The 25971-nt window shown below is 65.9% G+C and carries 24 protein-coding genes and 4 tRNA genes; 12 read left to right on the forward strand and 16 right to left on the reverse strand.

Annotation, left to right across the window (positions count from 1 at the left end):
• The first annotated feature begins 17 nt into the window (after positions 1–17).
• From KT882_RS00515 to KT882_RS00545, 7 genes are all read left to right on the forward strand, one after another.
• On the forward strand, positions 18–2135 hold the full coding sequence (locus KT882_RS00515) for a S9 family peptidase (RefSeq protein ID WP_407682029.1): 2118 nt from the start codon (positions 18–20) through the stop codon (positions 2133–2135).
• An 89-nt stretch (positions 2136–2224) separates the two neighbouring features.
• Positions 2225–2300 (forward strand) — tRNA-Val (locus KT882_RS00520).
• 37 nt (positions 2301–2337) lie between these two features.
• Positions 2338–2414, forward strand: a tRNA-Asp gene (locus KT882_RS00525).
• A 49-nt stretch (positions 2415–2463) separates the two neighbouring features.
• Positions 2464–2539 (forward strand) — tRNA-Val (locus tag KT882_RS00530).
• 36 nt (positions 2540–2575) lie between these two features.
• A tRNA-Asp gene (locus tag KT882_RS00535) sits at positions 2576–2652 on the forward strand.
• 165 nt (positions 2653–2817) lie between these two features.
• Positions 2818–3297 carry a cyclic nucleotide-binding domain-containing protein gene (locus KT882_RS00540; RefSeq protein ID WP_161070437.1) on the forward strand — a complete coding sequence of 160 codons (480 nt, stop codon included), beginning with the start codon at positions 2818–2820 and terminating at the stop codon, positions 3295–3297.
• On the forward strand, positions 3297–4430 hold the full coding sequence (locus KT882_RS00545) for an AI-2E family transporter (RefSeq protein WP_228894102.1): 1134 nt from the start codon (positions 3297–3299) through the stop codon (positions 4428–4430). The genes KT882_RS00540 and KT882_RS00545 overlap by 1 nt, the downstream gene beginning before the upstream one ends.
• 42 nt (positions 4431–4472) lie before the next feature.
• On the opposite strand, the gene ahpF is transcribed toward KT882_RS00545, so the two are convergent.
• The 5 genes from ahpF to KT882_RS00570 all read right to left on the reverse strand — a co-directional run bounded on the left by ahpF (position 4473) and on the right by KT882_RS00570 (position 13632).
• Positions 4473–6059: an alkyl hydroperoxide reductase subunit F gene (gene ahpF, locus KT882_RS00550; protein WP_228894103.1), complete on the reverse strand. Its 1587-nt coding sequence runs from the start codon at positions 6057–6059 to the stop codon at positions 4473–4475.
• A 73-nt stretch (positions 6060–6132) separates the two neighbouring features.
• Positions 6133–6696 (reverse strand): alkyl hydroperoxide reductase subunit C, encoded by a 564-nt coding sequence (gene ahpC / locus KT882_RS00555; protein ID WP_107869450.1) that lies wholly within the window; start codon positions 6694–6696, stop codon positions 6133–6135.
• A gap of 201 nt (positions 6697–6897) precedes the next feature.
• On the reverse strand, positions 6898–9693 hold the full coding sequence (locus tag KT882_RS00560) for an EAL domain-containing protein (protein ID WP_228894104.1): 2796 nt from the start codon (positions 9691–9693) through the stop codon (positions 6898–6900).
• Positions 9694–9732: 39 nt separating this feature from the next.
• Positions 9733–11166, reverse strand: a complete 1434-nt coding sequence (locus KT882_RS00565; RefSeq protein WP_228894105.1) for an RCC1 domain-containing protein — start codon at positions 11164–11166, stop codon at positions 9733–9735.
• A gap of 171 nt (positions 11167–11337) precedes the next feature.
• Complete coding sequence (locus tag KT882_RS00570; RefSeq protein ID WP_223149285.1) at positions 11338–13632, reverse strand: YgiQ family radical SAM protein; 2295 nt, start codon at positions 13630–13632, stop codon at positions 11338–11340.
• 262 nt (positions 13633–13894) lie between these two features.
• Here KT882_RS00570 and KT882_RS00575 point away from each other — a divergent pair, with 262 nt between their 5' ends.
• The gene (locus KT882_RS00575) at positions 13895–14407 is read left to right on the forward strand and encodes a DUF1269 domain-containing protein (RefSeq protein ID WP_161070432.1); all 513 of its coding nucleotides are present in this window, start codon (positions 13895–13897) and stop codon (positions 14405–14407) included.
• Between the two features lie 95 nt (positions 14408–14502).
• Here KT882_RS00575 and KT882_RS00580 read toward each other — a convergent pair whose 3' ends face one another.
• The 4 genes from KT882_RS00580 to KT882_RS00595 form a co-directional block, all read right to left on the reverse strand.
• Complete coding sequence (locus tag KT882_RS00580) at positions 14503–14799, reverse strand: DUF4404 family protein (protein ID WP_161070431.1); 297 nt, start codon at positions 14797–14799, stop codon at positions 14503–14505.
• Between the two features lie 57 nt (positions 14800–14856).
• Entirely contained in the window at positions 14857–15477 is a 621-nt protein-coding gene (locus KT882_RS00585; protein ID WP_161070430.1) for a hypothetical protein, read from the reverse strand.
• A gap of 96 nt (positions 15478–15573) precedes the next feature.
• Entirely contained in the window at positions 15574–17724 is a 2151-nt protein-coding gene (locus tag KT882_RS00590) for a M3 family metallopeptidase (protein WP_228894106.1), read from the reverse strand.
• Positions 17725–17816: 92 nt separating this feature from the next.
• Entirely contained in the window at positions 17817–18755 is a 939-nt protein-coding gene (locus tag KT882_RS00595) for a LysR family transcriptional regulator (RefSeq protein ID WP_161070429.1), read from the reverse strand.
• 106 nt (positions 18756–18861) lie between these two features.
• Between KT882_RS00595 and KT882_RS00600 the strand changes: the two genes are divergently transcribed.
• Both KT882_RS00600 and KT882_RS00605 read left to right on the forward strand, forming a co-directional pair.
• On the forward strand, positions 18862–19716 hold the full coding sequence (locus KT882_RS00600; protein ID WP_161070428.1) for a pirin family protein: 855 nt from the start codon (positions 18862–18864) through the stop codon (positions 19714–19716).
• Between the two features lie 20 nt (positions 19717–19736).
• Entirely contained in the window at positions 19737–19922 is a 186-nt protein-coding gene (locus KT882_RS00605) for a DoxX family membrane protein (RefSeq protein WP_161070427.1), read from the forward strand.
• A gap of 15 nt (positions 19923–19937) precedes the next feature.
• Here KT882_RS00605 and wrbA read toward each other — a convergent pair whose 3' ends face one another.
• On the reverse strand, positions 19938–20537 hold the full coding sequence (gene wrbA, locus KT882_RS00610) for an NAD(P)H:quinone oxidoreductase (RefSeq protein WP_161070426.1): 600 nt from the start codon (positions 20535–20537) through the stop codon (positions 19938–19940).
• Positions 20538–20643: 106 nt separating this feature from the next.
• Complete coding sequence (locus KT882_RS00615) at positions 20644–21219, reverse strand: TMEM175 family protein (RefSeq protein WP_228894107.1); 576 nt, start codon at positions 21217–21219, stop codon at positions 20644–20646.
• 130 nt (positions 21220–21349) lie between these two features.
• On the opposite strand from KT882_RS00615, the gene KT882_RS00620 reads away from it, so the two are divergent.
• Positions 21350–21562, forward strand: coding sequence for a VF530 family protein (locus KT882_RS00620; RefSeq protein WP_161070424.1), 213 nt, complete (start codon positions 21350–21352; stop codon positions 21560–21562).
• A gap of 163 nt (positions 21563–21725) precedes the next feature.
• Here KT882_RS00620 and KT882_RS00625 read toward each other — a convergent pair whose 3' ends face one another.
• The 3 genes from KT882_RS00625 to KT882_RS00635 all read right to left on the reverse strand — a co-directional run bounded on the left by KT882_RS00625 (position 21726) and on the right by KT882_RS00635 (position 23174).
• Positions 21726–22145, reverse strand: coding sequence for a type II toxin-antitoxin system VapC family toxin (locus tag KT882_RS00625; RefSeq protein ID WP_228896815.1), 420 nt, complete (start codon positions 22143–22145; stop codon positions 21726–21728).
• A complete protein-coding gene (locus KT882_RS00630) occupies positions 22145–22381 on the reverse strand; it encodes a type II toxin-antitoxin system Phd/YefM family antitoxin (protein ID WP_161070422.1) in 237 nt (78 codons plus the stop codon). Before KT882_RS00630 ends, KT882_RS00625 begins: the two co-directional genes overlap by 1 nt.
• Positions 22382–22595: 214 nt before the next feature.
• Positions 22596–23174 (reverse strand): NnrU family protein, encoded by a 579-nt coding sequence (locus KT882_RS00635; RefSeq protein WP_161070421.1) that lies wholly within the window; start codon positions 23172–23174, stop codon positions 22596–22598.
• 112 nt (positions 23175–23286) lie between these two features.
• Between KT882_RS00635 and KT882_RS00640 the strand changes: the two genes are divergently transcribed.
• Positions 23287–24714, forward strand: coding sequence for a GMC family oxidoreductase N-terminal domain-containing protein (locus KT882_RS00640; protein ID WP_228894108.1), 1428 nt, complete (start codon positions 23287–23289; stop codon positions 24712–24714).
• On the opposite strand, the gene KT882_RS00645 is transcribed toward KT882_RS00640, so the two are convergent.
• Both KT882_RS00645 and KT882_RS00650 read right to left on the reverse strand, forming a co-directional pair.
• Positions 24689–24892, reverse strand: a complete 204-nt coding sequence (locus tag KT882_RS00645) for a SlyX family protein (RefSeq protein ID WP_161070419.1) — start codon at positions 24890–24892, stop codon at positions 24689–24691. The genes KT882_RS00640 and KT882_RS00645 overlap by 26 nt on opposite strands.
• 55 nt (positions 24893–24947) lie before the next feature.
• Complete coding sequence (locus KT882_RS00650; protein ID WP_228894109.1) at positions 24948–25916, reverse strand: MBL fold metallo-hydrolase; 969 nt, start codon at positions 25914–25916, stop codon at positions 24948–24950.
• Positions 25917–25971: the final 55 nt, after the last annotated feature.

Consider the following 25971-nt stretch of genomic DNA (forward strand, 5'->3'; position numbering starts at 1 on the left):
CAAATAACCATAAAGGAGTGACCTTGAAACTGTCCCGCATCCTGCCGGCCTGCGCGCTTGCCGCAGTCCCGGCCTTTGCCGCCGATGTGGCGCCCGTTGCCGCCAAGACCCCATGGCAGGAAACGCGCCACGGCGAAGTCGTGACCGACGACTACCGCTGGCTGCAAAAGAAGGAAGACCCGGCCGTCATCGCCTACCTGAACGCCGAGAACAGCTACACCGAGGCGGCCACCGCCGCCAGCAAGCCGCTGGCGGACAAGCTGTACGCGGAAATCAAGGGCCGCATGCAGCCGGCGGACCTGTCGGTGCCTACCCGGCGCGGCAATTACTACTACTATTCGCGCATCGAGGCGGGCAAGCAGTACCAGCTCAACTGCCGCCGCCGCGCGGGCGCGGACATGGCCTACGACGAGAAGGCGCCGGAAGAAATCCTGCTGGACCAGAACGAGATGGCGCAGGACAAGAAGTACTTCGCCGTGGGCGCCATGGTGGTCAGCCCGGACGAGCGCCTGATGGCCTACACCACGGACGTGACCGGTTTCCGCCAGTACGAAATGCACGTCAAGGACCTGCAAACCGGCAAGCTGCTGCCGGCCACCATGCCGCGCGCCACGTCCATCGCCTGGGCCAGCGACAACAAGACCCTGTTCGTGACCCAGGAAGACGCCACCACCAAGCGCTCGGACCGCCTGTTCACCCTGGCCGTGGGCGGCGGCGCCCCGGTGCAGCGCTATCACGAGCCGGTGGAGCAGTTCGACATCCAGGTCAACCGCGACCGCGACGGCAAGCACCTGCTGCTGTCCATGCGCAGCACCGACACCACCGAGGTGCGCCTGCTGGACGCGGCCAAGCCCAACGGCACCTTCCGCGCCGTGCTGCCGCGCGAGAAAGGCCACCGCTACAGCGTCAGCCACCGCAACGGCATGCTCTACATCCGCACCGACAAGGACGCGAAAAACTTCCGCATCGTGGTGGCCCCGCTGGCCGCGCCGCAGCAGAAGAACTGGGTCGAGCTGGTGCCGCACGACAAGGACGTGCTGATCAACTCGGCCGACGTGTTCCAGCAGCACCTGGTGGTGAACGAAAAATCGCGCGCGCTGGCGCGCATCCGCCTGTACAGCTTCGCCAGCAAGACCTGGAAAACGGTGCAGTTCGACGACGCCGTGTACGCCGCCACCAATGCCGGCACGCCCGAGTTCACCGCGCGCCAGTTCCGCATTTCCTACCAGTCGCCGATCACGCCGCCGCAAGTGCTGGACGTGGACATGGACAGCGGCAAGCGCACCCTGCTCAAGCAGCAGCAGATCGTGGGCGGCTTCGACTTCAGCCAATACGAAAGCCGCCGCCTGTGGGCCACGGCGCGCGACGGCGTGCAGGTGCCGCTGTGGATCGTCTACAAGAAAGGCACGCCGCTCGACGGCAAGGCGCCGCTGCTGCTGTACGGCTACGGCTCCTACGGCGTGCCGAACGAAGCCGGCTTCTCGCTGGCCCGCCTGAGCCTGCTTGAACGCGGCGTCATCTACGCCGGCGCGCAGATTCGCGGCGGCAACGACCTGGGCGAGGACTGGCACAAGGACGGCATGCTGATGAAGAAGAAAAACACCTTCACCGACTTCATCGACAGCGCCGAATACCTGGTGCGCGAAAAATGGACCAGCCCCGAGCGCCTGGTGATCGACGGCCGCAGCGCCGGCGGCCTGCTGATGGGCGCGGTGCTGAATATGCGCCCCGAGCTGTTCCGCGCGGCCCACGTGGGCGTGCCCTTCGTGGACGTGATGAACACCATGATGGACGCCAGCCTGCCGCTGACCACCGGCGAATACCTGGAATGGGGCGACCCGAACCAGAAGGCGGCCTACGACTACATGCGCAGCTACTCGCCCTACGACAATATCGAGCGCAAGGCCTACCCGTCCATGCTGGTGACCACCGGCCTGAACGACAGCCAGGTGATGTACTGGGAGCCGGCCAAATACGTGGCCAAGCTGCGCGCGCACAAGACCGGCGAGCAGCCGCTGCTGCTCAAAACCAATATGGGGGCCGGCCACGGCGGCGCGTCCGGACGCTTCAACGCCATCGGCGAAACGGCCTTCCTGCAGGCCTGGATGCTGTCGCAATGGGGCATCGCCGAGTGAAGGAATAAAAAAATCTTGCGCAATAAAAAAGAGGCGTCTATAATTCGGCCTCCTTCAGACGTACTGACAAACGTCGGAGTGTTCCAGATGGGCGCTTAGCTCAGTTGGTAGAGCGGAGCCCTTACAAGGCTTAGGTCGGGAGTTCGAGCCTCTCAGCGCCCACCATCAAGAACACGGAAATGAAGCCAAGTTGCGCAAGCACGGAGCGGTAGTTCAGTTGGTTAGAATACCGGCCTGTCACGCCGGGGGTCGCGGGTTCGAGTCCCGTCCGCTCCGCCAGTTTTAGAAGTAAAGCGATGTGCTGACACATATCGAGCATGGTCCAGATGGGCGCTTAGCTCAGTTGGTAGAGCGGAGCCCTTACAAGGCTTAGGTCGGGAGTTCGAGCCTCTCAGCGCCCACCATCGACGGACATGCGAAAAGCCAGTTGCGTAAGCAACGGAGCGGTAGTTCAGTTGGTTAGAATACCGGCCTGTCACGCCGGGGGTCGCGGGTTCGAGTCCCGTCCGCTCCGCCAGCATCCTGAAAAAGGCCTGATTCGTCAGGCCTTTTTCTATTTCCGCGCCCGTCCGGGTCCGCGATGTGTTTCCTTAACAACAAGCAGCAGCAGTCTGTCAGCCGCCGGCGGTCAAACCGGGCGACAATGTTGCTTTGCAATGTATGCCCCACGGAGCACCGCCCGATGTTCGGCTTCCTCAAAACCCACACCATGTCCCCGCGCCTGCACCGGCTGAAGCAGTCGGCGCTGTTCGCCACGCTCACGCCGCTGGAGCTCAAGATCGTGGACGATATGCTGCACGAGCGGCGCTACCTGGCCGACGAGATCATCTTCGACGAGGGCGAGGAAGGCCAGGCCCTGTACCTGGTGACGGCCGGCCGCGTGCTGATCACGCGCGCGCTCGACAGCGGCATGGAAGTCGTGGCCGAGATCGCGCCCGGCTCCTTCTTCGGCGACCTGGCCCTGCTCGACAATTCGCCCCGCAACGCCCAGGCCCGCGCGCTCGACAATTGCGAACTGGCGGTGTTCTTCCGCGCCGACTTCATGGGCCTGATGGAAACCGACGCCGTGGTGGGCTACAAGATCTCGCTCGCGCTGGCGCGCCACATTGCGCACCGGCTGCGCGAATGGATGGCGGGCAAGCCGCAGATCGAGGCGCTGTGATGCAGGCCTACGGCGGCGCCCCGCAGCAAGCCTCCGGCCCGGTGGTGTGGAGCGGCATTATCGCCGCCACCTGCGCCCTGCTGCTGATGCTGCAGCACACGCTGTGGCTGGCCATCCCCTTCCTGCTGGCCATCATCCTGTACTACCTGCTGATGCCGCCCATGCAGCGCCTGCTGCGCCTGGGCATGGGCCAGGGCCTGGCCGCGCTGCTGGTGGGCAGCAGCTTCCTGGCGGCCGTGGGACTGGGCACACTGCTGCTCAACCTGTGGATGGCGGGGCCGTCCGAGCCCTGGCAAGACCTGCTGGCGCGCTACCTGAACGGCGGCCTGGGCTTCGTGCGCGGGCTGCTCGCTGCGCTCGAGGAGCGCTTCCCCATCCTGCGCGACATGCACCTGAGCCAGGCCGTGAACGCCCAGTTCGCCGCCTACAGCGAAGACTTCATGCAGCGCCACCTGACCGCCATCGTGGTGTCGGTGGCGGGCTGGCTGCCGGCCCTGCTGCTGGCGCCCTTCCTCACCTTCTTCTTCCTGCGCGACGGCCACCTGTTCAAGAAATTCCTGGCGCGCGCCGTGCCCAACGCCTTCTTTGAACGCACGCTGTGCCTGCTGCACGAGGTGGACCAGACCGCGCACCGCTACTTCCAGGGCATGCTCAAGCTCACCGTGCTCGACACGGCGGTGCTGGCCTTCGGCCTGTGGGCCATCGGCGTGTCCTCGCCGGTGCTGCTGGGGCTGATCGCGGCCATGCTGGCCTGGGTGCCCTATGTGGGCTCCATCGTCGGCTGCTGCATGGTGGTGATGGTGGCCTCCACCGACGCGCCGGGCGATCCGCTGGTGGCCTACAGCGCCATCGGCGTGTTCATCCTGGTGCGCCTGCTGGACGACTTCGTGTTCATGCCGCTGACCCTGGGGCGCAGCCTGCACATCCATCCGCTGATTACGGTGCTGATGATTTTTATCGGCGGCTCGGTGGCCGGGGTGGCGGGACTGATGCTGGTATTGCCGCTGCTGGGCGTGGTGATGGTGGTGGGCGAAACGGTGGGCCGTCTGGTGACCAACCCGCGCCTGCGCGCCCGCCACCGCAACGCCAGGGCGCTGCGGGAAAAACAGGCCAGCGCCGACCTGGTGGTGTAAAAGGCCGGGGTCGGACCCAGTGGGTCCGACCCCAGGTTTGCCTTACGCTGCCACCGCGACCGGCGCAGCCACTTCCTCTTCGTCGCCCGAGCGTATCAGGTGGTCGAAGGCCGACAGCGCCGCCTTCGCGCCTTCGCCGGTGGCGATGATGATCTGCTTGTACGGTACCGTCGTCACGTCGCCGGCGGCAAACACGCCGGGGATGGAGGTCTGGCCGCGCGCATCGACTTCGATCTCGCCGTGCTTGGACAGGCTGACCGTGCCTTTCAGCCACTCGGTATTCGGCACCAGGCCGATCTGCACGAACACGCCTTCCAGGTCCACGCGCTTGGCTTCACCGCTGACGCGGTCCTTGTAGCTCAGGCCGTTGACGATCTTGCCGTCGCCGTGGATCTCGGTGGTCTGCGCCGACACGATCACGGTCACGTTGGGCAGGCTGCGCAGCTTGCGCTGCAGCACCGCGTCGGCGCGCAGTTCCGCGCCGAACTCGATCAGCGTCACGTGCTTGACCAGGCCGGCCAGGTCGATCGCCGCTTCCACGCCGGAGTTGCCGCCGCCGATCACCGCCACGCGCTTGCCCTTGAACAGCGGGCCGTCGCAGTGCGGGCAGTAGGCCACGCCGTGGTTGCGGTATTCCTTCTCGCCCGGCACATTGATTTCGCGCCAGCGGGCGCCGGTGGCCAGGATCACGGTTTTGCTCTTGAGCACGGCGCCACTGGCGGTGGTCACTTCCACCAGCTTGCCCGCGCTCAGCTGCGCGGCGCGCTGGGTGTTCATGATGTCCACGTCGTAGGCTTTCACGTGCTGCTCCAGCGCCACGGCGAATTTCGGGCCGTCGGTTTCGGTGACCGAGATGAAGTTCTCGATCGCCAGCGTGTCCAGCACCTGGCCGCCGAAGCGTTCCGACAGCACGCCGGTCTTGATGCCTTTGCGGGCGGCGTAGATGGCCGCTGCCGCGCCGGCGGGGCCGCCGCCGACGATGAGCACGTCGAACACGTCTTTCTTGCTCAGCTCTTCAGCCTGGCGGGCGCCGGCGTTGGTGTCCAGCTTGGCGAGGATCTCTTCCACGCTGGTGCGGCCCTGGCCGAAATGCGCGCCGTTCAGGAACATCATGGGCACGGCCATGATCTGGCGTTCCTCGACTTCTTTCGGGAACACGCCGCCGTCGATGGTGGTGACCTTGATGCGCGGGTTGATGACCGACATCGCGTTCAGCGCCTGCACCACTTCCGGGCAGTTGTGGCAGGTCAGCGAGATAAAGGTCTCGAAATGGAAATCGCCTTCGAGGTTGCGGATCTGTTCGATCACGGCCTCGTCGAATTTGATGGTGTGGCCGCCCACCTGCAGCAGCGCCAGCACCAGCGAAGTGAATTCATGGCCCATCGGGATGCCGGCGAAAGTCACGGCGATATCGGTCCCGGGGCGGGTAATGGCGAACGAAGGCTTGCGCACGTCGCCGTCGGTCTTTTCGACCAGGGTGATCTTGTCGCTCAGCACGACGATGTCGGCGAGCAGGGCCTGCATTTCGCGGGCTTTGGCGGAATCATCCAGCGTCGCAACGATCTCAATCGGCTGCACGACCTTTTCCAAATAGGTTTTCAACTGGGTTTTGAGGGCTGCGTCCAACATGGTGTTTTCCTTTTTTTCGGTTGGCGCCGGGCAAATGCGCCGGCGCCTTACTACTCAGCTTAATGCTTGATGCTTAGATCTTGCCGACCAGGTCCAGCGACGGGGTCAGGGTTGCAGCGCCTTCGGTCCATTTTGCCGGGCAAACCTGGCCTGGGTGCTCGGCCACGTATTTGGCGGCTTTGACTTTGCGCAGCAGTTCGGAAGCGTCGCGGCCGATGCCGTTGTCGTGCACTTCCATCACTTTGATCTGGCCTTCAGGATTGATGACGAAGGTGCCGCGCAGTGCCAGGCCTTCTTCTTCGATCATGACTTCGAAGTTGCGCGACAGGGTGCCGGTTGGGTCGCCGATCAGCGGGTAGTTCACTTTCTTGATCGCGTCCGAGGTGTCGTGCCATGCTTTGTGGGCGAAGTGGGTGTCGGTCGAAATGCCGTACACGTCCACGCCCAGTTTGGCGAATTCAGGCTGGAAGTCAGCCAGGTCTTCCAGTTCGGTTGGGCACACGAAGGTGAAGTCGGCTGGGTAGAACATGAAGACGGACCACTTGCCTTTCAGCGACTCTTCGCTCAGGTCAATGAACTTGCCAGCGTGGTAAGCGGTTGCCTTGAATGGTTTTACTTGGGTATTGATCAGAGACATTGTGGTTTCCTCGTGAGGTTGTGTATCAGTGAGATGCCAGTTTAAGGCCAGCGCTGTCATTTGAAAAATTGATTGTTCCAATTATTCCAATTGACTTTGGCTATCGCCAGGCGATTGCCAGACCATTATTATCCCCGTTCCCGGGAAGATGCGTTGTCGCTTCGGCAGGGTTGCGTATCGGCGCCGTGAGATAACGCAAACTCAGGCGGCGACGGACTGGGCGCGCAGCAGCGCGTCGAACTCGGCGGCGGGGAGGGGGCGGGCGAACAGGTAGCCCTGGCCGTAGTCGCAACCGGCGGCGGCCAGCAGGGCGCGCTGCTCGGGGGTTTCCACGCCTTCGGCAATGACGCGCAGGCCCAGCTTGTGGGCCATGACGATGATGGCGTCCGACAGCGCCATGTCGCTCGAGTCCGGCGCCAGGTTGCGGGTGAAGCTGCGGTCTATCTTCAGGTAGTCGATGTCGAATTTCTTCAGGTAGGACAGCGAGGAGTAGCCGGTGCCGAAGTCGTCCAGCGCCACCTGGATGCCGCCGTCGCGCAGCTGCAGCAGCTGGTCGGTGACGCTGCTGCTGGCGTCGAGCAGCAGGCCCTCGGTGATCTCGATCACCACCGATTGGCCCGGCAGGCCCAGCTCGCCCAGCAGCGCCAGCCAGCTGTCGTAGCCGCCCTCGCGCTGGAACTCCAGCGGCGACTGGTTCACGCTGAGCTGGAACTCCGGATGCACTTCGCTGCGCCAGCGCTGCAGCCAGTGCGCCGATTCGCGGAACACCCAGCCGCCGATCTCGATAATGAGGCCGCTGGCCTCGGCCAGCGGTATGAATTCCAGCGGGCTGACCAGGCCGCGCACCGGGTGGCGCCAGCGCAGCAGCGCCTCGGCCTTGTGGATGCGGCCCGTCTTCAGGTGCACGATGGGCTGGAAGTACAGCTCCAGCTGCTGGCCCTTGACGGCGCCGCGCAGGTCGTTGGTCAGGCGCATGCGGTTCAGCGCCGCCACCTGCAGCGCCGGCGTGAAGTAGCTGAAGCGGTTGCGGCCCGCGCCCTTGGCCGCGTACATGGCCTGGTCGGCGTGCTTGAGCAGGTCCTCGATGGAGGCGGCGTCGTCCGGATACAGGGTGATGCCTATGCTGGCCGACACGAAGGCCTGCTCGCCGCCCAGCGGGAAGGGCGCGCGCAGGCTGTCGAGTATGGTCTGGGCGATGGTTTCCACCCGGCCCAGGTCGGCGGCGGCCAGCTCGCTCAGGATGACGGTGAATTCGTCGCCGCCCAGGCGCGCCACGGTGTCGCACTCGCGCACGCAGGCGCCGATGCGGTGCGCCGCGTCCACCAGCAGCACGTCGCCCTGGTGGTGGCCCAGCGTGTCGTTGACTTCCTTGAAGTGGTCCAGGTCGATGAACAGGATGGCGATGCGGCTGCCGTCGCGCCGGCACTTGACGATGGCCTGCTCCAGCCGGTTCTGGAACATGCGCCGGTTCGGCAGCTGGGTCAGGGTGTCGAAATTGGCCTGCTGCCACACCAGCGCCTCGGTCTGCTTCTTGTCGGTGATGTCCTCTATCATGCAGAGGTGGTGCGGCTGGCCGCCGGCGCCGCCCGCGTCCAGCGCGGTGATGGAGGCGTCCACCCACACCACCGAGCCGTCCGGCCGCAGCAATCGCTTGGCCAGCTTGAAGCCGGCGATGCGGCGCGCCGCCAGCTGCGCCACCTGCTCCTGCTCGGCCGGCACGTCGTCCGGGTGGCTGATGTCGCGCCAGCTGCTGGCCTTCATCTGCTCCAGCGTGCGGCCGGCGATCTCCAGGTAGCGCGGGTTGATGTCGCGGAACTGGCCGCTGGCGGTGTCGATCAGCGCGATGCCCATGGGCGCCGCCTCGAACATGGTGCGGAAGCGCGCCTCGCCTTCGCGGATGGCTTGCTGGGCGCGGCCGCGCTCGCGCGCCAGCAGCGCCATGTGCACGCCCGCCCCCAGCAGCAGCAGCACGCCGCCGGCCGCCAGCGCGCGGTACAGCCAGGCCAGCGCGCGGCCGCCGTCGGCCTGGTACAGGAAGCCGTCGAAGCCGGCGCCGCGCTCGATCAGGCCCAGTTCGGTGTACACGTCGGCGATATGCTGCCAGCGGTCCGGGTTCATATAGCCCACTTCCACCAGCACCGGCTGCACCAGCGCCACCATGGCGCGCGCCTCGTACAGCAGGTGGCGGCGGTCGTTGCGGCGCGAATACTTGTTCAGGATGAGGTCGGCGGTTTCCTCCTGGTGGCTCATGGCGTACTGCCAGCCGCGCATGCTGGCGGCGCGGAAAGCCTTGACCCGTTCCGGATGGGCTTTGAGTTCCTGCTCGCTGGTGAACAGATTGTCGCCGTAGAAATCGATGCCGGCGTTGCGCGGGCTGTACAGGTCGTAGGGAAAGCCGGCCCGGTCCAGCAGGTCCGGCTCGTTGGTGACGTAGACCGACATGGCGTCGACCTTGCCCGAGATGAGGTCGTCCGGGTTGTAGCTGTGCTCCAGGCGCCGCAGGCTGCCCGGCGCGATGCCCTCCTTGCGCAGGTAGGCCATCAGCTCGTCGGCCTGGTTCAGGTCGTCGGACAGCGAGCCTATCATCACGCGCTTGCCGGCCACCCGGTGCACGTCCGGCGCGCCCGCGCCTTGCGCCATCGCCAGCGCATACGGGGAATGCTGGAACACCACGCCCAGCACCACCACCGGCTTGCCGGCCAGGCGCGCCAGCAGCAGGCTGCTGTCGCCCACGCCGTAGTCGGCCTGCCCTGCCAGCACCCGGCGCTCGGGCTCGCGGCCGCCCGTGCCTTCGCGGATCTGCACGTCCAGTCCCGCTTCGCGGTAATAGCCCTGCTCCAGCGCCGCGTAATAGCCGGCGAACTGGAACTGGTGGCTATGCTTGAGCTGAAGCACCACCCGCTCCTGGGCCAGCGCCAGCGCGGGCAGCACGCAGCAGGCGCAGACCGCCGCCAGGCGGGCCAGCAGGCGAGGCAGTGCGGTCAGGCGGCGCGGCAAGGCGGGTCCGGTTCAGCGCGGGGACGGTGGCTGCGGTCCCTACTGCACCACCAGCACGGGGACGGGCTGGTCGGTGTTCTGGCCGTTGCCCAGCTGGCCGTCGGCGTTCAGGCCCCAGGTCCACAGGGTATTGTCGAGCAGCATGCCCATGCTGTGGGCGGTGCCGGCCGAGGCCGAGGTCCAGCCGTTGGACGTGCCGATCTGCACCGGCGCGGTCTGGTCCACCAGGGTGTTGTTGCCAACCTGGCCGTTGCCGTTGGCCCCCCAGGCCCACAAGGTGCCGTCGGTGCGGATGGCCACCGTGTGCTTCAGGCCGGCCGACACCACGGACCAGTTGTTGGCCGTGCCCGCCAGCAGCACCTGCACCGGCACGGAGGAATTGGTGGTGGTGCTCAGGCCCAGCTGGCCGGCGGCGTTGTCGCCCCAGGTCCACAGGGTGCCGTCGGTGCGGATCGCTGCCGAATGGCCGCCGCCGGCCGAGACGCTGGCCCAGCTTTGCGTGCCGATCTTCACCGGCGCGGTGACGGCGGTGGCGCTGGCCGAGCCGTTGCCGAGCTGGCCGGTGGTATTGCCGCCCCAGGCCATCAGCGAGCCGTCGCTGCGGCGGCCCAGGGAATGGATGTCGCCGGCCGCCACGGCGGTCCAGGTGTCGGTGCCGATCTTCACCGGCGCCAGGCGCGGCAGCACGGTGCCGTCGCCCAGCTGGCCGTTGAAGTTGCGGCCCCAGGCCCACAGCGCGCCCTTGTCGTCGATGCCCAGGCTGTGCGCCTTGCCGGCCGCCACGTAGAGCCACTTGCCGGTGCCGATCTTGGTCGGCACCAGCTTGTCCACCGAGGTGCCGTCGCCCAGCTGGCCGTTCTGGTTGAAGCCCCAGGCCCACAGCGAGCCGTCGGCGCGCAGCGCCAGCGTGTGGAACTCACCCGCCGCGATCTGCTTCCAGGTGGTATTGGCGCCCGCAACCAGCGCCGGCTTGCTGCGGCCTATGGTGGTGTTGTCGCCCAGCTGGCCTTGCAGATTGGCGCCCCAGGCGTACAGATTCCCGTCCTGGTGGCGCACCACATTGTGCTTGCCGCCAGCGACGGCCGCGGCCCACTGGCCCTTCACCGTCACATTGACGCTGCCGGTGACCGTGCCGACGGTGGCGGTCACGGTGTCGGTGCCGACTTCCTTGGCGGTGACCAGGCCGCTGCCCGCCACCACGCTCAGCGCCGGGCCTTTGACGGTCCAGGTGACGCCGGTGGCCACGGCGCCGCTCTTGCCGTCCGAATAGGTGCCGGTGGCGACCATTTGCTGGGTTGCGCCTATCGCCAGCGTGGCGGTGGCCGGCGTGACCGCGAGCGACACCAGCGTCGGGGTAGTGGGCGTGGTGGGCGTGGTCGGGGTGGTGCTGCCGCCACCGCCGCCGCCGCAGGCGGCCAGCAGCGCCAGCACGGGCGCCAGGACCAGTTTTTTCAAGCTGAGGGTGTTTTTCATTTTCTTCCAGTCAGTGTCGCGAATGCAGGGGCGCGAGTCTGCCGCCAGTGTAGCCGCATCCCGCGCGCCGCGATCAGGGGAGCTGGGCAGAATTATCCATGCTATTGGGGAAAATGAGGGGATAAAACAACACCGCCCCTGGCAGGGGCGGTGTTGTTGGAGGAGGCTGGCTTATTTGCGGCCGCGCGGTGCGGCCGGAGGACGGCCGCCCTTGGCCGGCGCCGCCGGCGCTGCGGCCGGCTTGGCTTTCACCTTGATGGTGTCCAGGATGGACGGACGCACCTTGGTCTCCGTGCTTTCACGCGCGGTCAGCGAACCGGTCAGCGCATTGGCGCGGGCGCCGCGGCCCACCACGCCCATCGCTTCGCGGCCGCTGCGCGTGCCCGGCACGCCGGCGCGCGGCTTGGCCGCCGTCTTGGCGCCCGGCGCCGCCATCGGCATGGCGCGCTTGCCTTCCGGCGCGGCCTTGAAGTTCTCCTCGCCGGCCTGCCAGAACGGGATCAGATGCTTCTCGCCGTTGCCGATCAGGTCGCCGCGTCCCATGCGCCGCAGCGCGTCGCGCAGGATGGGCCAGTTCTTCGGATCGTAGTAGCGCAGGAAAGCCTTGTGCGCGGTGCGCTGCTTCTGGTTGCGCGGAGTTTCCACCACTTCCGAATCCTCGGTCACCTTGTGCAGCGGATTCTTGCGCGAATGGTACATGGCGCTGGCCATGGCCATCGGGGTCGGCATGAAGGTCTGCACCTGGTCCAGGCGGAAGTTGTTCTTCTTCAGCCACAGCGCCAGGTTCAGCATGTCCTCGTCCGTCGTGCCCGGGTGGGCCGCGATGAAGTAAGGAATCAGGTACTGCTTCTTGCCGGCCTCGATCGAGTATTTCTCGAACATGGCCTTGAACTCGTCGTAGGCGCCGATGCCGGGCTTCATCATCTTGCTCAGCACGCCGCTTTCGGTGTGCTCGGGCGCGATCTTCAGCAGGCCGCCCACGTGGTGGGTGACCAGCTCCTTGACGTACTCGGGCGAACGCACGGCCAGGTCGTAGCGCAGGCCGGACTGGATCAGGATCTTCTTCACGCCCTTGATCTCGCGCGCCTTGCGGTACAGCTGGGTCAGCTTGTTGTGGTTGGTGTTCAGGTTGACGCAGATCGACGGGTACACGCACGACAGGCGGCGGCAGCTCTCCTCGATGGCCTTGTCCTTGCACGTCAGGCGGTACATATTGGCGGTCGGGCCGCCCAGGTCGGAGATGATGCCGGTGAAGCCCTTGGTCTTGTCGCGGATGTGCTCGATCTCGCGCAGGATGGACGGCTCCGAGCGGCTCTGGATGATGCGGCCTTCGTGCTCGGTGATCGAGCAGAAGGTGCAGCCGCCGAAGCAGCCGCGCATGATGTTGACCGAGAAGCGTATCATTTCCCAGGCCGGGATATTGGCGTTGCCGTAGCTCGGGTGCGGGGCGCGCGTGTATTCCATGTCGTAGACGTTGTCCATCTCGTCCATGGCCAGCGGCAGCGGCGGCGGGTTCATCCACACGTCGCGGTCGCCGTGCTGCTGCACCAGCGCGCGCGCATTGCCGGGATTCGATTCCAGGTGGAACACGCGCGAGGCGTGCGCGTACATCACCGGGTCGTCCTTGACCACGTCGTAGCTCGGCAGGCGCACCACGGTGCGGTTGTGCTTTTCCTTGGCCATGGCCTGGCGCTCTTCGCGCGTCATGATGCGGATAGGCTTGACGGTCGGCTCCGGCGCCGCGTTCTCGGTGGCGCACTCCTTCTTGTCTTCCTTGGCCATCGCATACGGGTCCGGATGCGGGTCGATGCGGCCCGGCACGTCCACGCGGGTGGAGTTGTGCACGCCCCAGTCCTCGCCCGGCATCCAGCCCAGCGGCACCAGGAAGGCGGTGCCGCGCAGGTCCTTGATGTCCTTGATGTTTTCACCGGCGTCCATGCGGCGCGTCATGTCGACCAGCGCGCGCTCGGCGTTGCCGAAGATCAGCAGGTCGGCCTTGGATTCGGTCAGCACCGACTTGCGCACCTTGTCCGACCAGTAGTCGTAGTGGGCGATGCGGCGCAGCGACGCTTCGATCGAGCCGATCACCACCGGCGTGCCGGGATAGGCTTCGCGCGCGCGCTGGGCGTACACGGTGACGGCGCGGTCCGGGCGCTTGTTCGGCGCGCCGTCCGGCGTGTAGGCGTCGTCCGAGCGCGGCTTGCGGTCGGCCGTGTAGCGGTTGACCATGGAGTCCATATTGCCGGCGGTGATGCCGAAGTACAGGCGCGGCTTGCCCAGCGCCCGGAACGGGTCCACCGACAGCCAGTCCGGCTGGCTGATGATGCCGACCTTGTAGCCCTGCGCCTCCAGCAGGCGGCCGACCAGGGCCATGCCGAAGCTCGGATGGTCGATATAGGCGTCGCCGGTGACGAGGATCACGTCGCACTGGTCCCATCCCAGCGCGTCCATCTCGGCGCGGGACATGGGCAGGAAAGGCGCGCTGGCAGCGCGGGCAGACCGCTTGGGAACGGCCGCAAATAAATTGGTAGGGGTCATAGGGACAGGATTGTACCGGAAATGCGCCCCGCCTGCTCAAGCGATAGGCACAATCAATTGGAAATTCTTTTAATTTTCAATAACTTGTGAATCATGGGCAAGCGTGACACCCAGACAAAAAATTAAGGGCAATGCATTGCCTTTGCTGTCAATTTTGCTATAACGAGAAGAACACACCTAGGAGATCACCATGCGACGCCGCCTCTATTTTGTGCTACCGGACATCCCCAGCGCCCGCGCCATGCTCGATGAAATGCTGCTGGCCCGTATCGAAGAACGCCACATGAAGTTCATGGCCAAGGAGGGCACGCTGCCGGACGACATGCCCGATTGCAGCTTCCTGCAGCGCACGGACCTGGTGCACGGCGCCCAGCTGGGCATGGTGATCGGCGGCATTGTCGGCCTGGCGGCGGCGGTGTTCCTGACCGTGTTCCCTCCCGACGGCATCACCCTGCGCACCGCCGCCATCCTGCTGGTGGCGCTGGGCGGCGCCATATTCGGCGGCTGGGCCTCCGGCATGAACGCGGCGGCCGTGCCGAACAAGAAACTGGAACAGTTCGCGCCCGCCATCGAGCGCGGGCAGGTATTGATGATCGTGGACGTGCCGCCCCGGCGCGTGCTCGAAGTGGAGGAGATGATCGCCAAGCGGCATCCCGAAATCAGCTTTGGCGGTATTGAACCGCCCATGCTGGCGTTTCCGTAACGCTGGCTGCCCGGGAGCCGGTCCCAGCAAGGCCGGCGGCCCCGGGTACCTCTCAGTGGCAAGGCAGCGGGCGGCGCTACGGCGCCGTCCGCTTTTTATATGCCCATATTGCCCAGGATGCGCCCCAGTTCGCGCAGCGCCGGCTCCAGCGTGGGATGCTTGACGGCGAATTTGGCGGAAATTTCCTGGGTGCGCTCGGCCAGGCCGTAGGTGGTGGTGGCGTCCGCACCGGCCAGGCCAGCATCCTGCTGCGCCACGCGGCGCTCCAGCAATTGCTTGATATCGCCGTCGAGCTGCGTCAGCAAATCCAGCAGCTCCTCGTCCACCGGCCCCGGCGCGCTGGCCAGTTCGGCGTGCACAGTCTTCAACGATGCCTTCAGATTGCTGTCCATGGTCCGTCCCTTAAGTTGTCGTCCTAGTGGATTTATACACCCAATTGACCCGGCCAGCTATGACCTGGATCCACGCAGCCATTCGGCATGGGCGCAGGATGGAAAGGCGTCGGCAAAGGCGGCGCGCAGCGTGCCCAGCGAAGGCCAGTCGCGCGACAGGCCGTCGATCTGCTCGACGCTGACCGAATTGACGTGATCCATCATATTGAGTTCGCCCAGCTCGCCCATGGCGAAGATCTCGGCCAGTTCCTCCAGCTCGGCCTGGCCCAGCTGGCGCAGCGGGCCGGGCGGCACGCCCACCACCAGGTCGGCCATGCCGTCGATGGCGCGCAGCTGCCAGCCCAGCAGTTCGCCGTCTATGGCCAGCACCTCGTCGCCGGCCTGCGCTTCGAGGTAGATGGGGGCATTGCGCGGCGGCACGCCGATGTCGATCAGCCAGCCCTCGCCCCGCACCGGCAGGGCGCCGGACGCGGCGGCCCGCTCGCGGAACTCGGGCGCATTGCGCACCGCCAGGCTCAGGCGCAGCAGCTTGCCGTCGACCGGGTCCGGCCCCAGCTCCCAGCCCAGGTCCGGGTAGTCCTCCAGCGCCTCGCCCACCAGGGCGACGAATTCCTCCTGGCCCAGGCTGTCCAGTTGATTCATGGCTTGCGCCAGCTTATCCAGCAATTGCTTCATCATGCTCTCCGAGTAATGCTCACAGCGACATGATAACCCTGCGCAGCACGGCGCTGCGCAGGGCGGGGACTTGCTTCCTGCTTCGACGTTGCTAAATTGTTACTTTCCGCTCAGGCCACGGCGCTCCAGCAGCGGCTCTATCCTGGCGTCGCGGCCGCGGAAGTTGCGGAACAGTTCCAGCGCGTCCGCCGTGCCGCCGCGCGACAGCAGGGTCTTGCGGAACCAGTCGCCGTTCTTGCGCTGCAGGCCGCCGTTTTCCTTGAACCATTCCACCGTGTCCGCGTCCAGCTTTTCGCTCCACAGATAGGCATAGTAGCCGGCCGCGTAGCCGCCCGAGAAGGTGTGCGAGAAATAGGTGGTGCGGTAGCGCGGCGGCACCGGCGCGTAGTCGACGCCGGCGTCCTTCAGCGCGGCCGCTTCGAAGGCCAGCACGTCGGCCGGCATCTGCGCGGCGGTCAGCTGGTGCCAGCGCTGGTCCACCAGCGACGAGGCCAGGTACTCGGTGGTGGCGAAGCCCTGGTTGAATTTCTTCGATGCCGCCACTTTTTCCAGCAGTTCCTTCGGCATCGCCTCGCCGGTCTTGTAGTGGCGCGCGTAGTTGGCCAGCACTTCCGGCTGCACCATCCACATCTCGTTCACCTGCGACGGGTATTCCACGAAGTCGCGCGGCACGCTGGTGCCGGAGAAGCGCGGGTACTTCACGTTGGAGAACATGCCGTGCAGCGCGTGGCCGAATTCGTGGAAGGCGGTCTTCACCTCGTCCACCGTCAGCAGGGTGGGCTCGCCGACCGGCGGCTTGGGAATGTTCAGGTGGTTGGCCACCACGGACTTGGTGCCCATCAGCGCGGACTGCGACACGTATTCATTCATCCAGGCGCCGCCCTGCTTCGATGGGCGCGCGTACATGTCGGCCAGGAAGATGGCCAGCTGCTTGCCGTCGGCGTCGAACACATCGTACACCTTGACGTCCGGATGGTAGACCGGCAGATCCTTGCGCTCCTTGAACGACAGACCGTACAGCTTGCCCGCCGCGAAGAACACGCCCTTCTCCAGCACATTGTTGAGTTCGAAATAAGGCTTCAGCTGGTTGCCGTCAAAGCTGAAGCGCTGGGCGCGCACCTTGTCGGTGTAGTAGGACCAGTCGGCCGCGCCGATCTGCAGGCCGGCTTTTTCCGCGTCGGCCACCGCCTGCAGGTCGGCCGCTTCCTTGCGCGCATTGCTCACGGCCGGCTTGGCCAGCTCGGCCAGCAGGGTGTTGACGGCGCTGGTGGACTTGGCGGTCTGGTCTTCCAGCGAATAGGCCGCGTAGTTCGGGTAGCCCAGCAGCGCGGCCTTGTCGGCGCGCAGCCTGGCGATCTTCAGCACATTGGCGCGGTTGTCGAAGTCGCCGCCGTGGCTGCCGCGCGCCAGCGACAAGTCCATCATGCGCTTGCGGGTGGCCGGGTTGGTCAGCACGGACAGCGCCGCCTGGCCGGTGGTGTTGGTCAGCGCGACGGCGAACTTGCCGTCCAGGCCGCGCGCCTTGGCGGCGGCGGCGGCCGCGTCGATGGCGGCTTCGGACATGCCGGCCAGCTCGGCGCGGCTGTCCACCACCAGCGCGCTGGCGTTGATTTCCTTCAGCACGTTTTGCTGGAAGGCGGTCTGCAGCGTGGCCAGCTCGCCGTTCAGCACTTTCAGTTTTTCCTTGTCGGCGGCGGACAGCCTGGCGCCGGCGCGCACGAAATCGGTGTGGTAGCGTTCCAGCAGGTGCTTGGATTCGGCGTCCAGGCCCAGCTTGGCGCGCCGCTCGTACAACGATTTCACGCGCGCGTACAGCTTGGGATTCAGGTAGATGGCGTCGTTGTGCGCGGCCAGCTTGGGCGACATCTCGGTGTCGATCGCGTCCAGCTGGGCATTGGTGTTGGCGCCCTGCAGATTGCTGAAGGTGGTGGACACGCGCGTCAGCAGCTGGCCGGAGCGCTCCATGGCCACAACGGTATTGTCGAAGGTGGCGGGCTTGGCGTTGTTCGCGATGGCCTCGATTTCCTTCAGCTGCTGCGCCATGCCTTCAGCGTACGCCGGCGCGAAATGCTCGTCCTTGATCAAGTCGAACTGCGGATAGTGGAAGGGCAGCGGGCTGAGCTTGAAGAAAGGATTGCCGGCCTGGGCCACGGCGGCGGCCGGAGCAGCGGCCGCTTCGGCGGCGTAGGCGAACGGGGTCAGCGCCAGGCCGAGGCTGGCTGCGAGTACGAGCATCTGGGGACGGGACATAGCATCTTTCATGAAGTGGACCAGGGACGGAAGCCAACGATCATAGCAGGTGGTCTATACAACGTCACCCGCAATCCATGGTGCACTGCACGCTACGATCCCCACATACCGGCGCTGCCGCCGCGCTGGCCCTGCCCCGCCGCGCCGTGCTTGAGGCGTTCGACAAACCAGCGCCCGGCCGGCCCCGGCGGGTGGTCGCGCAGGTGGATGGCGTGCATGGAAAAACCCGCGCCCAGCCCGGTAATGCCCTCCAGGTCCAGGCGCACCAGCCGCCCGGCATCCAGGTCGTCCTGCACCATGTGCAGCGGCATATGGCCCCAGCCCAGGCCGGCTTTCAGGAAAGCATGCTTGGCGCCCATGTCCGCCAGGCGCCAGGCTTGCGCCGCCAGCACGCCGAAGTTGCGGCCCTCGGTCAGCGGGGAGCGGTCCGTCAGCACCAGCTGGACGTGTTCGGCGGCGCTTGAGCGCAGCACCATGCCATCGATGGCCGCCAGCGGATGCTCCGGCGCCGCCACCGTCACGGCAGGCACGCTGAGCAGGTATTGGGACGCGCAGCCGGGCGGCACTTCCGGCAAGGAGCCGATCACGGCAATGCGGCACTGCCCCGACAACAGCGGCTGCACCACTGCGCCCAGGGCCTCCACGAACAAGCGCAGCGGCGTGCCGGGAAATTGCCGGTGGAAAGCCTGCACCGCCGCTGTCAGCGTGGCGATGGGATACATCACGTCCACCGCCACCGCCAACTCCGGTTCCAGCCCCTCGGCCAGGGTGCGCGCCTTGGCCTTGAACGCGTCCATGCCCAGCACGGCAGAGCGCGCCTGCTCCAGCAGCGCACTGCCCTGCTCGGTCAGCCTGGGATAGCGGCCGCTGCGGTCGAACAGCGCGAACCCCACCTGCAGCTCCAGCTTGGCCAGGGTGGTGCTGACCACCGACTGCGCGCGGCGCAGCTTGCGCCCGGCGGCCGAAAAACTCCCCTCGTCCGCTGCGGCGATAAAGGTGCGCAGCTGGTCCAGCGACATGGCGTCAAGCATCCATCTACTCCACAGATATCATCCATCGAATTATATAGGCTTCCGCGATGGCTCATGGCGGCCTAACATGGCATCCATACCGAACACACACCGAAAGGAAACGCAGATGAACCAGGCTATCCAGCCCGCTCAACTGGCCCCGGCCACCGGACGCGGCATCGTGGCACGCACCCAAGGGCGCGGCCATCGCGGCATCACCCGCCTCGTCAGCCCCGGCGACCTGGGCGAACTGATCAAACCCTTCGTGTTCCTGGACCTGTTCCGCATGGGCGCCAGCAACGGCATGAAAGGCATGGGCATGCACCCGCACTCGGGCATCGCCACCGTCACCGTGGTGATGGAGGGCGCGGTCACATACCGCGAAACCACTGGCCAGCAAGGCGTGCTCAGCGCGGGCGGCGTGGAATTCATGAACGCCGGCGGCGGCGTATGGCACGGCGGCGGCCCGCACGGCGACGCCGGCGTGGCCGGTTTCCAGCTGTGGCTGGCCCTGCCCGAGCAGGACGAAAACGGCCCGGCGCACAGCCAGTATCTGGCGCCGGAACAAGTGCAGTCCAGCGGACCGGCGCGCGTGATTATCGGCAACTATGAAGGCGTTGCCAGCCTGATCCAGCCGCGCGCGCCTATCAGCTATCTGCACGTGAAACTGCGCGGCGGCGAACAGTGGACCTACACCCCGCCGGAAGGGCATGACGTGGCTTGGGCGGCGGTGGGCAGCGGCACGCTGGCCGTGGACGACGCGCTGCTGGAAAGCGAAGTGGCGGTATTCGACGAAGGCGGCGGCGCGCTGCAGTTCACGGCGCGCGGCGACACCGAATTCGTGCTCGGCTCGGCAGCGAAGCATCCCTATCCGCTGGTGACGGGCATGTACTCGGTGCACACCAGCGCAGCGGCCCTGGTCCAGGGCGAGAACGAAATCAGCCGTATCGGCAACCAGTTGCACACCGCAGAATTACTCTGATTTTTTTGAAAGGAATCGCCATGAACACCAATAACACTTCAGCTGTGCCTGTCATCGGCCGCATCCTGCTGGCTGCCATTTTCGTCATGAGCGGCATCGGCAAGCTGATGGCGCCCGCCGCCGCCATAGGCTACATCCAGGCCATGGGCCTGCCGTTGGCCGGCGCAGGGCAGGCAGGGCGCGTAGGGCGGGTTAGCGAAGCGTAACCCGCCATAGTCCGCTCAGCCAAACAACTTATTAGCCGTCTTCGCAATCAATCCACCCTGAAAGCGCGCGCCGTCCAGCTCCAGCTGGCTCGGCTGCCGCTGCCCCTGGCCGCCGGCAATGGTGGTGGCCCCATACGGGCTGCCGCCCACGATCTCATCGAGCGTCATCTGCGCCTGATAGCTGTAGGGCAGCCCCACGATCGTCATCCCGAAGTGCATCAGGTTGGTGATGATGGAAAACAGCGTCACCTCCTGCCCGCCGTGCTGCGTGGCGGTGGACGTGAAGGCGCCGCCCACCTTGCCGTTCAGCGCGCCGCTCATCCACAGGCCGCCGGCCTGGTCCAGGAAGGCCGCCATCTGCGACGGCATGCGGCCGAAGCGCGTCGGTGCGCCGACGATAATGGCGTCATAGTTGGCCAGCTCGGCCACGGTCGCCACCGGTGCCCCTTGCTGCAGCTTGAAATGCGACTTGGTGGCCACTTCCTCCGGCACGGTTTCCGGCACGCGTTTGATGTCCACCGTGGCGCCTTCCGCGCGCGCGCCATCCGCCATGGCTTCCGCCATCGATTCAATGTGGCCGTACGACGAGTAATACAGAACAAGTACCTTCGACATAACTTTCTCCAAGTGAATAACTAATCGGGCACGCGGCAGCACAGCGTGAACCGTTAGCATAAAGCCATTTGGAGGCGCCGGGGCGCGGCGGAGAAGGACTAGGACTTTAGGAAGAGAGCCGGATCTCGATTCGGCGGTCCGGAATAAACCACAAGAGCGCCACCGCCACGTACAGGCTCACGCTCAGCCACGGGTGCAGCACAGAGACGGCGATGCCCAGCACATAGATGGCCAGCGACAGCCACAGCTTGCGCTCCTTGCCCACCGCCAGCGCCAGCGCCGAATTGGCGCCGTGCAGCCTGATCAGCACTTTCTCCAGCAGCATATAAGCCAGCGCGCTCATGGTGAGCACCACGCCGTAGATCGCGGCCGGGATGGCGCTCAAATGGTTCTCGCCCATCCAGCCGGTGACGAAGGGGATCAGCGACAGCCAGAACAGCAGATGCAGATTGGCCCACAGCACGCCGCCATTCACCTTGCTGACGGCGTGCATCATGTGGTGGTGGTTGTTCCAGTAGATGCCCACGTAGACAAAGCTCAGCACATAGCTCAGCATCACCGGCGCCAGCGGCAGCAGCGTGTCCCACGTCGCCCCATGCGGCACCTTCAGTTCCAGCACCATGATGGTGATGATGATGGCGATCACGCCATCGCTAAATGCTTCCAGCCTGCCTTTGCCCATCTGTTCCATTCTCCTGATAAGTAATTCAACGAGCTTGCTTCTACCCGTTCGGTGTCCTTCACTCGCGCTGCCTCTGTCAGTATGCCGGTTCGTGTAAAATTTCCCAACCACCCCAAGAGAGCGTTGCGCAATGAGTGTTCAGGCATTACATGGTATTACTTTAGAATCGGTACTGACCCGGCTGGTTTCACATTACGGCTGGGACGGGCTTGCCCGCCGAATCGACATCAACTGTTTCATTAACGAGCCGAGCATCAAGTCGAGCCTGAAATTCCTGCGCCGGGCTCCATGGGCGCGGGATCAGGTCGAGCAGCTATACCTCGAGACCAGGTTCACCGAGTAGGGAGAGCGCCTTCCGGCACCCGCAGTTCCAACAACGTTCCTTGCAGTTCGCCGGCGGTTTCCGGCAGCACTGCGGCCGACGCTGTTCCATGATTGTGAACAGGATGGCGATGACTCTCCAGCAGGGCGAGCCGCAGCAAAATGAGCGCAGGCCGATCAGCTTTTCAGAGCAGCATTCCAGGAACGCCCAACGTTTGCGCTGCAGCCGCCATGCCACGATCCAAAGTATAGACTGTAGCCCTGTGGGCGGCCGCTATCGCAAGATGCAAAGCATCTCCTGCGCGCAGCGCAGTTCTCCAGCCTTTCAACAAAATGATCACTTGACGATGGTCGGCCTCATCGATTTCCAGGCGCGTGAAGTTGGGAGCGACCAAGCGGTTGTAGCTGTCTATCACATCACAGGCCCCAGCCATGTCCAGCCGGCCTGTTCGAAGCTTGATGCCCAGTGCAGATAGCAGCTCGGCCTCGGTCCAACTGCTGATTGCCAACGGCTCCCCGGAGCTGAGCATGAACTGTTCCGCTGCCGCGCTACCGGGCTCCGGTATTAAATACGCGATCAGAACGCTGGTATCAACATAGCGCATCAATAACGGTCACTGTTGCGCACCATACGCATGAACTCCCCAGCCGGCTCCGTCTGCTGCGGCAGTCTTGCACGCAACTCGGCCAAGCTGGGCATTTGCTTGCGGGACGGAGCGCTGGGAACCAGGCGCGCTACAGCGTGGCCGCGCTTGGTAATGGTCACGTCTTCCCCAGCCTCGACCATTGCTATCAAGCGGCTGAGCTGGGCCTTTGCCTCGGCCAAGGTAAATGTGTGCATGATTCCCCTCATGACTATCCAGATAGTCATCTTATCCTAGCAGAGGCGCAGCAAGATTCAATGCCTGGCGCAGCCACTCGAAGAATTCAACATTCCAGATAGTTATTTCGAGAGCGCGCGAAGCAAGGGCTTCCGATATTCCTCATCCTTTTCGTTTCAGAAATGAGCTTGTTCTCGAATTTTCACATGAACACAGCGCACCATCGTCATTGTCCTAGCCGAACGGGCGCACGCCGATCAGCGGGCCGTGCAGCCAGAAGGCGAAGGCGGCCCAGGCAAGGAGCCCGGCCACCACCGTGATGGCGGTGCCGGATGCGGTGCCGGGCGGGTAGACGGTGCCGGTGGCGCGGTCGCGGCGGCGGCAGGAGGCGAAGCAGACGATGGCCCATGCGAGGAAGCCGCCGAACAGCAGCACGTCCGCCACCGTGCCGTTGGCCAGCAGGTGCGCCAGCGCCCAGGTTTTTACGCCCAGCAGCATGGGGTGGTGCAGCCTGGCCTTGATGCCGTTGCGCGGCACGTAGGCGGCGGCCAGGAAGATGAAGGCGACCAGCACCAGCAGCGCGGCCAGGTGGCGCATGCCGGTGGGCGGCGTCCACAGCACGGCCGGCGCCTGCCGCGCCTGGCCGTAGCCCCACACCAGCAGCGCGAAGCCCGCCAGCGCCAGCACGGAATACATGCCTTTCCACGCGTTCTCGCCCAGCCGCGCGCGCATGGCCGTGCGCCACGGGTCGGCGACGATGCGCACGGAATGGACACCCAGGAAAATCAGCAAACCCAGCACCAGAATAGCCATCGCATCGCTCCATCTTAAGGATGCATGGACGATAGATCAAAATGGCCAAAACAGCAATCAGGCAAGCGAAAAGCCGCGCAAAACCGGCACGCGCCGCGTGCTACCATCAGTCATGGCCAACTCATCCCCCATCCGGTACGACGCCATCGTGGCTGGCAGCGGCCCCGGCGGCGCCAGCGTGGCGCGCGCCATGGCGCTGCGGGGCATGCGCGTGCTGGTGCTGGAACAGGGCAGCGCCGCGCCGCTGACGGGCACGCTGGGCCAGATGGCGGCCATCGCCGCCATTCCCGGCAAGGGCGCCTTCATCCACGGCGACGCGTCGCTGCTGGTGCGCGGGCTGGTGGCGGGCGGCAGTTCGGCCATCAACTTCGCCACGGCCGCGCCGCCGCCGCAAGCCATGTTCGCCGCGCACGGCATCGACCTGGAACCGCAGCTGGCGGCCTTGCGCGCCGAGCTGCCGCTGGCGCCGCTGCCCGACAACCTGGTCGGCCCCATGGCCGCGCGCATCATGCAGGCGGCGCGCTCGCAGGGACTGGACTGGCACAAGCTGGACAAGATGATACGGCCGCAGATCTGCCGCAGCGGCTGCTGGCGTTGCGTGTACGGCTGCCCCTACGGCGCGAAGTGGACCGCGCGCGATTTCCTGGACCAGGCCTGCGCCCACGGCGCCGTGCTGGCGGCCGATGCGCGCGTGACGCGCGTGCTGCTGCGCGGCGGCCGCGCGGACGGCGTGGAGGCGGTGGTGGGCGGCGAGCTGCGCACGCTGCTGGCCGATACGGTGGTGCTGGCGGCCGGCGGCATCGGCAGCCCGCGCCTGCTGCACAGCTCGGGCCTGGCGCCGCGCTGCGCCCCCTTCTTCAGCGATCCGGTGGTGGCCGTGATGGGCAGCGTGGACGACCTGGACGCGCCGCACGCCGGCGCCGAAGTGCCGATGGCGGCGGGCATGCAGCTGTACGATGAGGGTATTGCGCTGGCCGACCTGACCCTGCCCAAACCCATGTACCAGGCCTTCGCCCTGCAGGCGGGGCGCTTTGGCCGCGTGGGAGCGCATGCGCGCACGCTGAGCATCATGGTGAAAATACGCGACGAGATCGGCGGCGGCATCGGGCCGCACTGGGTGGACAAGCGGCTGCAGCAGGCGGACCGCAGGAAGCTGGATCAGGGAGAGGAGATGGCGCGCGCCATCCTGGCGGCGGCGGGCGCCAGACAGGTGTTCCGCAGCCGGCATTTCGCCGCCCATCCCGGCGGCAGCGTGCGCATCGGCGAGGGCGTGGACAGCGATTTGCAGACCGGCACGCCGGGCCTGTATGTGTGCGACGCGTCGGTGATACCGGGGCCGTGGGGCTTGCCGCCCACGCTCACGCTGCTGTGCCTGGGCCAGCGCCTCGGCGCGCATATCGCGTGCGGAGCGTCGGCAGCGATTGCGGCGGCCGCTGCGGCCCGCCAGCAGGGCATGCCCATGCTGATCGCAGCATCCGGCCCGGCCATCGGCGCGGGCAGCACCGGCAGCGCGGTCAGTAGTGCGGCGGACGCTCGTTGAGCGGCCCCTGCCCGCCCTGCGGATTGTCGCGCACGTGCTGCGCCAGCGCGTGCAGCATCTGCTCCAGCTTGTCGATCTGCTTCTGCTGCTCGTAGATGCGCTGGTTCAGCGACTCCACCATGTCTTCCTGGTGGGCGATCTTGATTTCGATATCGACAAAACGGTCTTCGGTGCTCACTGCTTACTCCCGGCGGTAAAGCAGCATTGTACCGCCCGCCGGGCGCCGTCCTGTTTTACTTCTTGCCCAGGTCGCGGTAGGCGGCGGGCACGTTCAGCGACGGGTGCACCCAGCCGAACAGCGCGTAGCCGCTGAACTCCGGCATGGCGGTGCGCTGCACGGTCTGCTCCAGCGTCAGGCCCTCATCGACCGCCGCCTGCACCTGCTTGCGCACGGTGTCGAGGTAGCGGATATGCCATTGCAGGTCTTCGCGGCCGATGGCCACGCCGTGGCCGGGCACGATGCGCGCGTCCGGCGGCAGGAAGGCGTACACGCGCTTGAGCGTTTCCAGCGTGGCCACCAGGTGGCCGTCCAGCAGCCACGGCAGCGCGGGCTTGGCGGCGATGACGGGGTTGCCGGCCCAGATCACCTTGGCCTGCGGATCCCACACCCACAGGTCGCCGCCGGTCTGGGCGAAGCCGAAGTCGATGATGTCGACGCGCTTGCCACCCAGGTCCAGGCTGACGGTGGCGCCCGGCCCGACCAGGATGTCGCCCGTGCGCGCCTTGATGGGTTCGATGCCGCGCCCGCTGCCGAAGTGCTGCAGCATAAAGGCCTTGTCGTCCTCCAGGTGCTGTTCGATATAGCTGCGCGTGGCGGCGTGCTGCACCACCTTCACCGACACGGGCAAATACATATTGCCGTAGGAATGGTCGCCGTGCGAGCTGGTGTTGACCGCGTACAGCAGCGGCTTGCCGCCGCCCAGCTTGCGGCTCAGGTCCTGCACCTGGCGGTTGAGGCGCTGGTTGAGCATGGTGTCGATCAGCAGCGCGCCCTTGCTGCCGACGATGAGGCCGCCGCTGGTGGCGGCTGCGCCGCCCTTGGCGTTGAGTTCGCGCGCATTCTCGGGATAGTAGGCGTAGACGCCGTCGGCGAGTTTTTCGCTGACCATGCGGACGGTGTTGCCGTCCCAGATGGGTTCGGCGGCGTGCACGGCGGAGGTGCTGAGCAGGACGGCGAATGCGGCGGAAAGCAAAGTCTTCATCTGTATCTCCTTTCGATGAGGGAACAACAAACTTTTTGCTGCGCGGCGCGCCGCC

Origin of the sequence: Pseudoduganella aquatica (assembly GCF_020865585.1) — a bacterium.
Lineage (GTDB): Bacteria > Pseudomonadota > Gammaproteobacteria > Burkholderiales > Burkholderiaceae_D > Rugamonas > Rugamonas aquatica_A.